This window comes from Chitinophaga sp. 22620 (assembly GCF_052044405.1).
GTDB lineage: Bacteria > Bacteroidota > Bacteroidia > Chitinophagales > Chitinophagaceae > Chitinophaga.
Window position 1 is genome coordinate 2,261,549 of the sequence record NZ_JBQEMV010000001.1, and the last position, 11,990, is coordinate 2,273,538.

Annotated in this window: 7 protein-coding genes; 2 read left to right on the forward strand and 5 right to left on the reverse strand. The window is 54.3% G+C overall.

All coding sequences use genetic code 11. The annotated features are described in order from the left end of the window. The first annotated feature begins 38 nt into the window (after positions 1–38). Entirely contained in the window at positions 39–452 is a 414-nt protein-coding gene (locus tag ACTJIK_RS09305) for a septal ring lytic transglycosylase RlpA family protein (RefSeq protein ID WP_440646088.1), read from the forward strand. Positions 453–528: 76 nt separating this feature from the next. Here the strand turns inward: ACTJIK_RS09305 and ACTJIK_RS09310 are convergent, their stop codons facing one another. From ACTJIK_RS09310 to ACTJIK_RS09330, 5 genes are all read right to left on the reverse strand, one after another. After that, positions 529–1,089, reverse strand: a complete 561-nt coding sequence (locus ACTJIK_RS09310) for a DNA-3-methyladenine glycosylase I (protein ID WP_440646089.1) — start codon at positions 1,087–1,089, stop codon at positions 529–531. After that, positions 1,089–3,296 (reverse strand): DUF4954 family protein, encoded by a 2,208-nt coding sequence (locus ACTJIK_RS09315; protein ID WP_440646090.1) that lies wholly within the window; start codon positions 3,294–3,296, stop codon positions 1,089–1,091. Before ACTJIK_RS09315 ends, ACTJIK_RS09310 begins: the two co-directional genes overlap by 1 nt. Before the next feature lie 7 nt (positions 3,297–3,303). Then, positions 3,304–5,142: a glutamine--fructose-6-phosphate transaminase (isomerizing) gene (gene glmS / locus ACTJIK_RS09320; RefSeq protein ID WP_440646091.1), complete on the reverse strand. Its 1,839-nt coding sequence runs from the start codon at positions 5,140–5,142 to the stop codon at positions 3,304–3,306. Positions 5,143–5,243: 101 nt separating this feature from the next. Then, positions 5,244–8,861 (reverse strand): TraB/GumN family protein, encoded by a 3,618-nt coding sequence (locus ACTJIK_RS09325; RefSeq protein ID WP_440646092.1) that lies wholly within the window; start codon positions 8,859–8,861, stop codon positions 5,244–5,246. A gap of 104 nt (positions 8,862–8,965) precedes the next feature. Beyond that, entirely contained in the window at positions 8,966–11,320 is a 2,355-nt protein-coding gene (locus tag ACTJIK_RS09330) for a prolyl oligopeptidase family serine peptidase (RefSeq protein WP_440646093.1), read from the reverse strand. Between the two features lie 109 nt (positions 11,321–11,429). Here ACTJIK_RS09330 and ACTJIK_RS09335 point away from each other — a divergent pair, with 109 nt between their 5' ends. After that, positions 11,430–11,972 (forward strand): histidine phosphatase family protein, encoded by a 543-nt coding sequence (locus ACTJIK_RS09335; RefSeq protein ID WP_440646094.1) that lies wholly within the window; start codon positions 11,430–11,432, stop codon positions 11,970–11,972. Positions 11,973–11,990 lie beyond the last annotated feature (18 nt).

An 11,990-nucleotide genomic window follows, 5' to 3' on the forward strand; every position in this document is an offset into this window, starting at 1 on the left:
TTCCCCATGTCATGTTAAAAAATGTATTAAATAAAATAGTGAAGTGTACAGCGGTAGCGCTGTTGGTTATTTCCATCGGAGCCGTTCCCGCAATGGCCCAGAAGAAAGTGTCCAATACGCCCGCCACGGGAATTGCGAGCTATTACGCCCAGAAATTCCATGGCAGGAAGACCGCCAGCGGGGAGATATTTGATAATACCGCTATGACGGCAGCGCATAATTCGCTTCCGCTCGGCACTATGATCAAGGTGACCAATATACGGAACAACCGTTGGGTGATCGTGAAAGTAACGGACCGCCTCCATCATGCCAACCGCAGGATCGTGGACCTCACACAGGCCGCTGCAAAACAGCTGGGCTTCATTCACTGGGGCCTCACGAAGGTGAAAGTGGAAGTGGTGACCAAAGAGTTTGTAAACAGCCTTCCTTTCTGGGAAATGGCGCTGAATTAAGTACGTTCAAATAAAATGTCAATGGCCGGGATCCGCTTATAAGGCGGGTCCCGGCCATTTTTACAGGCATCATTAATTAAGCCTGGTACTTCCAGCAGCCCTGTATATGGTCGTTCACCATACCGGTGGCCTGCATATAAGCGTAACAAATAGTGGAGCCCACGAATTTGAAACCCCTCTTCAGCAGGTCTTTGCTCATCGCATCGGACGTTGCTGTTTTGGCGGGCACCTGGCTCATGCTTTTAAAGCGGTTGAGAACGGGTTGATGGCCCACGAACTGCCAGATGTACCTGTCGAAGCTGCCGAATTCCTTTTGCACAGCCAGGAAGGCTTTAGCATTGGAAATACAGGCGCGTATCTTCAGCTGGTTGCGGATAATACCGGGGTCCTGCAGAAGCTTTTCTACTTTCTTTTCTGTGTATTTCGCGATCTTTTGCGCATCCCAGTTGTCGAACGCTTTGCGGTAGTTCTCTCTTTTGGTGAGCACGGTATACCAGCTGAGGCCGGCCTGCGCGCCTTCCAGGCAAAGCATTTCGAATAATTTCGTGTCGTCGTGGCAGGGCGTGCCCCATTCATTGTCATGGTAATCCATGTACAACTGGTCTTTTGTGCTCCAGCCGCATCGTTGTTTTTCCATTACAGTTCCCACTTTTTGATAAGCTCCTTTACCTGCTTTTTATATGTTTTCAGCATGGCAATGGTCTGCTGGATAAAGCTGTTGTCTTCCAGGCGGCCTACCACTGCTTCCATTTCTTCGGTGCTTTCGTAGGTCATCTGGCGGAAAGGATTGAGGTAATCCTTTTCGCGGGAATGGTAAATGCCTTCGGTGATCATGCCATAGGTGTATACGGACTGGTCGAGGAATTGTTTGAACTGCGCGGCAGTGAGATCTTTCGGGCTGAGCTGGTGCAGGTGAAGCAGGCAGGCCAGGGCATGCTGCAGCTTGTCTTCATTGTATTTCCCGCCCAGCTGGCGGTATACCTCGTGCAGCTGCGGCCAGCTGCCGATCTTTCCTTTGCGGATACGCTGTTTTACGTCTTCCAGGTCTTCCGTTCTAATAAGCTGCCCGCCCACATTGCTCCAGGAACCTCTTTTGCATTGTTTCAGGTAAGCCTGCAAGGCAGGGAACGAATGAATATTGAGTTCTGCCGCCTGCTGCAATAAATTTTTCACGGCATACAGTACGATCAGCTCACGGAAAAGGGGATACGCTTTATGCACCTTCAGCAGCTGCACTTTGCGGGTAGAGTTCTCTATCTGCTCGCCCAGTATTTCCATACGGGCCACTTTGGCGTTCTCTTCCAGCAGCAGTTTTTTACCGGCCTGCTGGATGGATTTTTTCCCTGCTTTATCTTTTTCTTTTTCCTGTAAAGCAGCCTTGCCCACGGCCAGTTCCATCAGCTCCAGCGCTTCCAGCAGCTCTTCGGCCGAATCGGGCGCCAGGTAATCGTATTCGATGTGCTGGGTTTTGTCTGTGCGTTTATCGCGGTCCACGTATTTCCAGGAATTGCGCGCCAGTGCGTACATATTGTGCAGGAACCAGTAGCCGGGCATGATGCGCAGGCTGTCGTCGTGCTCGTCGTTTACGACAAGACTGAAAGGGAAAGGGATGCGCAGCTCGCTCATGTAGTTGCCTTTGGCGATGAGCGTGAAGCTGGCGAATTTGGAATTGTGTTTCAGCGTAACGCTCAGTCCCGGCCAGAAACCGCGCCCGGCGATGATCTCGCCGTCCGCGCCGCGGGAATTGTGGTTGCTGCCGATGGTAGCCCCCGCGGCCATATTGCTTTGCCCCATGATGAGCGCGGCGCAGAGGAATGAATTGTTGTGGTGCTGTTCGTGCGCGGGAAATATGAGTGAATTCAGTACTTCGCAGCAGGAGATAGTCGCGTTGTTGCCAAGATAGGAGTTGATCAGGCGCGCGCCGTACTTCAGCTGGGAATGCGAGGCCATCACAAAACGCACAGCCTTCACGCCATAGAACACCCTGCATCCCAGGCCGACGATGCCGTTCACCAGCTCGCAGCCTTCGCCGATCTGCGAATGGGCGCCGGGTTCGCTGTTGATGGTGAGGTTCTTGAGTTTGTTGGCGCCTTTAATATAAGCGTCAGACCCGATGGTCACATCTTTGATGATGTTGCAGTGTTTGATCACAGTGCGGTCGCCCACCATGCCATAATACCCGCGCCGTTTATCGAACTGTTTTTCGGTGAATGCCTTGAACTGGTCCATCAGCGCCTGGTCGTTGCGGTTGCGCGTCCAGAGCCAGGCGTCGCCGGGCAGCATACCGTCGAACGGCATTACGTTGCGGCCGCCGTTCTCATTGCAAAGCTCCAGCCAGATGCGCACGCTCTCGGGCTCTCCTTCTTTTACGATCCCGTTCCCGAATTTGGCGTGATCGGTCACGGCCATTTCGTTCACATTGGCGATGATCACTTCGTTGCCGATAATGTAGTGGGAAAGGAAGTTCACGTTATGGACCACCACGTTGTCCCCGAAGTCGCAGGACGCGATGGTGCTGTTATACAAACCTACAGGCAGGCGCAGGTTGTGGAATTCGAGGAAATACGGCTCCAGCTTGCCAATGCGCACCATGCCGAAAAAATGGCAGTGTTGCACAAGGTTGGGGTCGAAATCGTTGTCCACGAAAATATTGTTCCAGTCGTCCGAAGTATTGTCGTTGCGCACCAGCGTTTCAATCTCACCGGCTTTCAGCTTGCGGTGAACGGTTTCTTTGCCGCGTTGCTGGTCGCGGAGGTAGTATTCGTTCTTTCCTGCAGGAAGGTAACGTTCGTCAACGAACTGGTACCCCAGCTGGCTGAGCGGTTTCTTTTCTATATGGTTCATACGGATACTATTCTACGGTTACAGACTTGGCGAGGTTACGCGGTTTGTCCACATCGTAACCTTTGGACACGCCGATGTGATAAGCCAGCAATTGCAACGGGATCACTGAAATGATCGGCGCTACCAGCTCGTCTGCTTCAGGCACCACGATCACATCGTCCGCCATGCCGGGTATCACCTGGTCGCCTTCGGTGGTAATGGCGATCACCTTGCCTTTACGCGCTTTGATCTCCTGGATGTTGGACACGATCTTTTCATAATAGCTGTCCTTCGTAGCCACGAACACCACGGGCAGGTTCTCGTCCACCAGCGCGATGGGCCCGTGCTTCATTTCTGCGGCGGGGTAACCTTCGGCGTGGATGTAGGAGATCTCTTTCAGCTTGAGGGCTCCTTCCAGCGCGATCGGGAAGTTGTAGCCGCGGCCCAGGTAGAGGAAATCGCGGGCGTCTTTATATTTTTCTGCAATGGCTTTCACCTGGTCGTTCAGCTTGAGGGCGGTGGCCACTTTTTCTGAAACGTCGTCCAGCTCGTCCAGCAGGTGCTGGAAACGCTGGGCGGTAATGGTGCCTTTGGCTTCTGCGATCTTAAGGCCGATGAGGCTCAATACAGCCAGCTGCGCGGTGAATGCTTTGGTGCTGGCCACGCCTATCTCGGGACCCGCATGCGTGTATACGCCGCCGTTAGACAGGCGCGCGATGGACGAACCCACCACGTTGCATACGCCGAGAATGATCGCACCTTTTTCTTTGGCGCTTTCCATGGCCACCAGCGTGTCCGCCGTTTCGCCGGACTGCGATACGGCGATGATCACGTCGCCCTTGCCCACCACGGGGTTGCGGTACCTGAACTCGGAAGCGTATTCCACTTCCACGGGTATGCGGCACAGCTCTTCGATCATGTATTCAGCCACCAGGCCGGCATGCCAGCTGGTGCCGCAGGCCACGATAATGATGCGGCGCGCTTCCTTCAGCATGTCCATATGCTCGCGTAGGCCGCCCAGCGTGAGCTTCCCGGCTTTGGCGTCCAGCCTTCCCCTCAGGCTGTCGAAAATGGTTTGCGGCTGTTCGAACACTTCCTTGAGCATGAAGTGGTCGTAACCGCCTTTTTCGATGGCTGCCAGTTCGATATCCAGCTTTTGTATGTAAGGGGTTTGTATTTCGTTGGAAATATTTTTCAGGATAAGTTCATCGGCCCGGAGTATCGCAATTTCATAATCGTTCACATACACCACTTCTTTGGTGTATTCCACAATGGGCGACGCATCAGACGCGAGGAAGTGCTCGCCTTTGCCCACGCCTATCACGAGCGGGCTGCCTTTGCGCGCGGCAATCAGCGTGTCCGGTTTATCCTGGTCCACTATTACGATCACATAAGCGCCCACCACCCTTTTCAGCGCAATGCGCACGGCTTCTTCCGTGGAGCAGTCGTTGGATCGTTTGATCTCCCCGATAAAATGTATCAGTACTTCAGTATCGGTGTCGCTGGTGAAGTGATGGCCTTTGTTGACCAGTTCCTGCTTCAGCTGTGCATAGTTTTCGATGATGCCGTTGTGCACCATGGCCAGCTTGCCGTCTTCGCTCAGGTGGGGGTGCGCATTCCTGTCGCTGGGCTCGCCGTGCGTTGCCCAGCGCGTATGGCCGATAGCGATATGGCTTTTGAGGTCTTTGCCCAGCACATAGTCTTCCAGCTCGGATACTTTACCTTTTTTCTTATAAACTTTGAGGTCTCCGCCGTTCAGCAAAGCGACGCCCGCACTGTCATAACCCCGGTACTCAAGGCGTTTCAGGCCTTTTAATACGACAGGATATGCTTCCCGCTGGCCGATATAGGCTACTATTCCACACATGGATACAATAAGGTTTTTTTAAGGTTAAAAATGAGAACAGGGGCTCAAAGTAAGACTTCTGCGGCAAATAAAAAAAGAGGCTGCGCCGGCAGCCTCTTTCCTTAATCCATATCATACGACTGGTTTCCAGGCCCCCAGCCGTACCGGTTGCCGTATTTTACATGCCTCACCGCTTTGGCGAACTGCTCCTGCCAGGGCTTGTCAGCCAGGAAAGGCAGCTCTGTGAGCTGTGTGAGCGCGTCTTCGGCGCTCAGGTCTTTCCCGTTATCAGGCTGCATACCGCTCACGGCCAGCAGCCAGCGGTCGTTGTCTTTTTTGCGGTATTTGTAAAGGTAAACGGTACCCTTGCGGAAGCGGTGCGTGGCCTGGTGTTTGGCCAGCAGCACAAGGGTGTCTATCATGGTGTCATAACTTTCTGTATTATACAGCACGCTGCGGGCAATGGATTCCTGCCTGGCGTATTTCGCGGGGAATTTGTCCGTCATGCCGATCTTTTCCAGGGCTTCCCAAAGTTTGACGCGGTATTTTTCCCGGCCGGCAATGTCTTCCAGCAGGCTGTCTGCCACAGGCAGCTTGTTGCGCAGGTACAGCTGCGCGCGCAATATCTGCTGGCTGCTGCTTTTCATGGTTTCGTAGCGGGCAAAGAAACGTTCCGCATTCTTGTTGGTGTTCCGGTAGGGCAGCAGCATCACCGCGAAATTGTGCAGCGGGTAATTTTCATAATTGGCTGCTTCTATGGACAGTTCGGTTTCCACGTCGTTGCCGCTGGCCTCCTGCTCGCGCGACAATTGTTTTTGCAGGTGCACGCGTGCGTCGAAGGCGATCTGGTTGATCTGCTCTTTGTATACATCGGGGCTGATGTAACCGCTGTCCGTTAATTCGGAGAGCAGGGTATACACCTGGCTCTTGTAATCCGTAAGGGCGGTGAATTGCAGCAGGTCCGGAAACAGGGCGGCGCTGAGCCGGAGGGAATCGTAGAGCGGGGTGAACAGGCCTGAGGGCTGGTTCATTTCGCCGAAAACGGGTATTTCCTTCAGCACCAGTTCCCTGAACACATCATGCGCGTCGCGGGTTTGCTGGTGCAGCAAAGCGGTGAGTATGCTGAATTGCAGGGAAGAGGTATCGTTCGCCGCCTGGTAAGCCTGGCGCAGGAACGGCAGTATGTCCGGGTGTTTGATGGTGCCGAGCTGCTCTATCAGGTCGTTCTTTACTTCAAAATAATTCTTTTCGGAAGCGCTCCAGCCCTTGATCATCCTGATCAGCGCGGGCGCGTCCTCATCCCGGTAATTCACATTCACGACAGAGTGGCGGGCCTGCTTGCGGAAAATGCTGTCTTTGCTGTAAAAATCCTCCAGCAGCAGCGGCGTTTTGCTGCGGTAGATGGAAGTGCCGGCCAGCGTGTCTTCCGGCGTAAAAGTGTCGTAAAAAGTGGTGACGAAGGCCGAAGGCCCGCTGATATTGTCTGTGATGGACGACAGGGTGTAAACGGCGCCTTTGCGCACGAACACCTTGTACATGAAATTTTTCGTGCTGTTGGTATCGCGCATCTGGTAAAGGCAGCTTTCCCAGCCCGGCAGCTTTTCATATTTTTTCGCGTACACCAGCAGGTCGCCGTTGTTGGAAAGGCTCTTCTCTTTGTCTTTCCAGTATTCCGCGCTGTCTTTCACGCTGTAATACCGGTGTATCTTCTGGAAGCTGACGAGGATGGCTTCGCCTGTGCTGTCCGACTGGAATTTCTGTTCTTTGGTGCTGTAGAGGTAATCTGTATATTCTTCTTCATCGTCCCCGTTGGCATTTCCCGCGAGGTCTTCGGCAATGTCCCTGTCTTCCCCTTTCACGGCGGTTTGTACGGAGAAATACAAAGCAGTGTCTTTGTGTGTGCTGAAGTTTTTGTACTGCGGGTTGTGCAGGGTGAAGGTGTTAAAGAATTCCTGTGCGGCCTTTTTGTCTTGCTGGTAGCGGGCAGACAGCACGTAATAATTCGCGCCCTGCAGCAGGAAGCGGGTTTGCGTGAAGCTGTTGTCCGTATTCTGGTTCACGACCTCCAGGCAGGGGTGGCCCAGCCAGGTGAACAGTTTCCGGCTTTTCTGCTGTTTGATGAACTGCGATTGCTGGAAGCTTTCTTCTGCGAAGCTCAGTTCCACGGTGTCTTCTTCGAGGATGCTGTAATCCTGTATGTTCTTACGGATGATGAGGAAGCTGTTGCCTGTTTTTTTATCGAGCGCTTCGTATTCCTGCCGTTTGCTCATGGAGCGGAGTGCTACGTTGTTGGAATGAACAGGCTGATGGGGAAGCTTCACGGAAAAGCTGCCTTCTGAAGGCCGGTAAACGGTCCATTCGGGCGTAGGCATAGGTTTGAGACGGATGGATGCAAAGAAGCGGTCAGCCTCTTCGCCTGCCGCATATTCCCCGTTGCCGCTGATCTTGAAAATAAATATCTCGAAAGGTGTGGCGAAGATATTGTAACGCTGAAGGTCCCCGCGGCGGGTGCGGTTGCGGATATCAAAACCGGTGTAGCCGCTGTTTTTGATCTGCTGCCGTGAAATGATCTTGCCGGGGATGTTCTCGTACAGCAGGCTGTCTATCTTTTGCAGCACGTCCTGTTCAGACTGCCCCAGGCTGAGCGCATTGGTCTTGATGCGGCTCACCAGGTAATACGCCCCGTTCGCAAGGTCCGCATATTGCAGCTGCTGCAGCATGGTGAGATTGCTGAAGTTGTAAAGCTTGCCGGGCAGTTCGGCGCGTATCCAGCCATCGTCTGAAGCATAAGGCCGGAATACGACGGGCGCTTTGATCTTCTCCAGCTGGTCCTTCTGCTCGCTGTCCCGGTTCGCAATGCTGATGGGCCTCACGGTGTAACCCGCTTTGCGAAGCATGTATATCAATCCTCTTTCCCCCGGCAGGTGCGCAGCGCCCACGCCGGCGAACAGGCTCGATTTCCGGATAATGGAATCGATCACTTTGAACATGTTCTCGTTGCGCTTGTACAGGAATTTTTCCAGGAAAGCGGGAGAGCTGTTCCGCTTGTTGGAGAGGGAGTCCAGCAGGTCCAGGTCGCCGCGGCGGTAGGCGTCGTTTAGGAGGTTGCGCGTTTCAGCGGGGTTAATATCGTAGGAGGAAGTATTGTTCTTCCTGGTTTTCGCTTCTTTGGCCGCATCGCGGTAGGCCTCCAGCATCAGCCGTTCCGATTCTTCAAAACTTTCCACGCCGGTGGCCCTTTTGCCGAGCTTGCTGCCTACCTGGTAAATGTACATGTCCAGGAAAGTATCTTCTTCGAAATCTTCCTGCGAGCTGAAGGAGCGGTACAGCAGGTGGTTGATCATTTCAGGCCGGTAAGTGAGGCCGTTGCGCACGAGGTCGCCGTACGGGCTGATGGTGAATGCGTCTTTGGGCATCAGCGAGCGGCGGCTCAGCGCGGTCATGTAGCTGCTGCTGAGCATGAGCATCTTGCTTTTTGAAAAATCTTCCTGCAATTGCTGCGGGTCCGTTTCGAGCGACACCACGTCCGCATTGCGGATGCAGTGGTAAAAGGAATCGCTGAGGTGGAAAGCAAGCTTGTTGCTCACATGCATGGTGCCGAAAAGGTAAGAAGGCTTCGGCAGGTTATTGCCGGTTATTTCCCAGAGGAGGCCCTGGTATTTTTGGCCGTTTTGCGCAAACCCGGCACTGCACATGGCCAGGAGCAGGCACACCAGTACGCTTCTTTGCAAGTATTTCATGATAGGACCCTGGGGATGATGATGCTTTCAAATATACTGAAAAAAAGATTGCAGTGCCCGGAAAGGCACTGCAATACTGGTATTTTGAGGGGCAGGGGCCCGGTTTATTTCTGTAAAAGCACCCCGTTGAAGAGGCGGAGGATGCGTTTGTATTCGTCGGTCCAGCTGGCGGGCTCGGTAAACGCATGGTCTTCGACGGGATAAACGGCCAGTTCCCAGTTGTTTTTCCCCAGCTCTATCAGCCGCTGCGAAAGGCGCACAATGTCCTGGAAATGAACGTTGGTATCCACCATGCCATGGCACATCAGCAGGTGGCCTTTGAGGCCTTCGGCGAAGTAGATGGGGGAGGAACGGCGGAACGCGATGCTGTCTGTATATGGTTCGTTGAGGATGTTGGAGGTATACCCGTGATTGTAATGCGCCCAGTCTGTAACGGACCGCAGGGCCGCTCCCGCCGCGAAATCGTCTGGCGTGGTGAACAGGGCCATGAGCGTAATGAAACCGCCGTAGCTGCCGCCGTAAATGCCGATGCGTTTGGGATCCACGCCATGCTGCTGCGCGAGGTAACGCGCGCCGTCCACCTGGTCGGTAAGGTCTTTGCCGCCCATGTGCCGGTAAATGCCGGTGCGCCAATCCCTGCCGTAACCGGCGCTGCCGCGGTAGTCTATGTCCAGCACGGTATAACCCAGGTCTGTAAGCAGGTTGTGGAACATGTATTCGCGGTAATACTGGCTCCACCATTTGTGGGCGTTCTGCAGGTAACCCGCGCCATGCACGAAGATCACTGCCGCGCCATTGCGTTTGGTGGCGTCGGGAGTGTAGAGGCGGGCATGAACAACCTGGTTGTCGCGGGCTTTAAAGGTCACCACGTTCGCCTCGCGCCAGGGATATGCTTTGAACTCGTCCGTCATGGCCAGGTTGGTGACCTGGACGGGTTTTGCGCCGGCTTTGTTTTCCTGGAGATACATTTCCCAGGGCTTGTTGGAAGCAGAGTAACGGTATGCGATCCATTTTTCATCGGGCGAAATGCTCACGGTATGCGCGCCGGTCAAGGAAGTGATGCGCTCTGCCTTGCCCCCGCTCACCGGCAGGCGGTAGAACTGTTTTTCACCGGGATGCGCTTCGTTGGTGGTGATGTAAAAGTATTGTTTGTTGACGGACAGCTCTGCTTCCTGTACTTCGTAGTTACCCTGCGTGAGCGCTTTCTTCTGGCCGGTGGCGACATTGAAGGTATAGAGATGCGAATAGCCGGTGGCTTCGCTCTGGAACCAGCAGGTGTTCTCGTCTATCCACCCGGTGCTTCCCCAGCTGATGCCGGGCCCGCCCACCCAGGCTTCGTCGCGCTGCCGGTCGATGGGTTTCAGTGTGCCGGTAGCCGCGTCCAGCAGCATGATCCAGCGGTCTTTGTTGTCCTGCGAACGGATGTTGACGATACCATGCGTGCCTTTTTCAGACCAGTAAGGCCCGTTGATGATCACGCCGCGCGGAGCCCTTTTCGCGGTGTCTTTGCCGGGATAATCCTTCAGGTAACCGGGCTTGTCGCTGATGCCGGGGATCACGGAGGTTTTCACGGCGATCACGGTATCTTTCAGGCGGTCGAATACGAAAGACTCGAACGAGGGCTGGGGTGTGCCTACTTTGGCATTGGTGCGCAGCTCGCCGGTGAAACCGCTTTCTGTTACGAAATTGGGTACCATGGCGCCTTTGCCGGCGCCGCTTTCGCGGAATACGCGGTATACGACGAAGCGCCCGTCGGGACTGACGCGGGCGTCGCTGAGGGAACGGTCGTCCAGGTAAAGGCTGCGCAACTGCTCACTTTTGGGCAGGCTTTTGTTGAAAGCGGTCGCCGCGTCGGACTTTGCCTTTTTATCTTTGATGGCCTGGAACAGTTCCTGTTGCTGGTCTTTCAGGAATTGATCCTGTGCGTTCAGGCGCTCGGAACGTTCGGCGGGTTTGGCGCCGGCCACGAAATCGGTGAGCTGTTCTGTCAGGCCGGTCTGTATTTCCCAGCTGAAAATATTGCGGTTGCGGCGGAAGAGGATGCGGCTGTCGTGAAACCCGAATTCCGCGCCGCTTTCCAGCTCCGCCGTGCGGGTGATGCGCGTTTCCTTCCCGGAAGCAATGTCGCGCAGGAGCACGTCGCCCTGCCAGGTATACACCATTTGCGTGCGGGGAATGTTATAGCTGGCATTGGCCATCACCTGGATGTGCTGGCGTTCCGCGGGCAAGGTTTTACGGGGCTGCCGGTCTGTGAGGCTGATACTGTAGAGCGAATCCGCTGCGGCTTTTTCAGGGTTCCAGGAAAAGTATACCGTTTTGCCGTCTGCGGCCCAAAAGAGATTATCCGGCGAAGTGCCGATCCATTTTGGGTCGCGCATGATCTTTTCAACGGTCAGCGTTTGGGCATAGGAGGCGGCGGAAAGGAGGAGGACCGCGACCTGGAGTAAAATTCGTTTCATCCGTTCTTGTTATTTTTTACGGGCCGGATAGAACCTCGCTGTTTCAGTGGCCGGTAGTGAATATTTTTTTATAATTTGTTGCCACAAGATAATAACAAACACCAGCACGATGATGCGTATTATGATGGCCGGTATGATACTGGCGGGCGTAATGGCTGCATGCGGCCAGTCTAAAAAGCCGGAGCGGGTTGTTACACCGGTGGCGGAAGACAGCACTTTCCTGACGGGCACTTTTTTCCTGGTGCGGCATGCGGAAAAAAATCCAGGCCGCGATTCCACGCTCACGGAAGAGGGAAGGCTGCGGGCGGGGAGGCTGTACCGTTTGCTGAAAGATTCGTCCATCAGCCGGATTTACTCCACACCGTTCAAACGCACGGTGCAAACGGGCGATTCGCTGCGCATCCTGGGCGGGGTAGACACTGCCTTTTACCAGCCCGACTCCACGGGAGAATCGCTGTTGTACGAGATCAGCCGCCGCGGCGACTGGGGCAAGCGCATCCTCGTGATCGGCCACAGCAACACGCTCATCCCGCTGCTTAAAAGTTTCAATACAAAACCAAAGATGGATTCTATTGCCGATAAGGATTACGGTAACCTCTTCATTATCCGTAAAGGGGTGCAAAAGGCGGAACTGGCAGAGAAACGGTATTGAAAGGAATCGTTTTGCAGT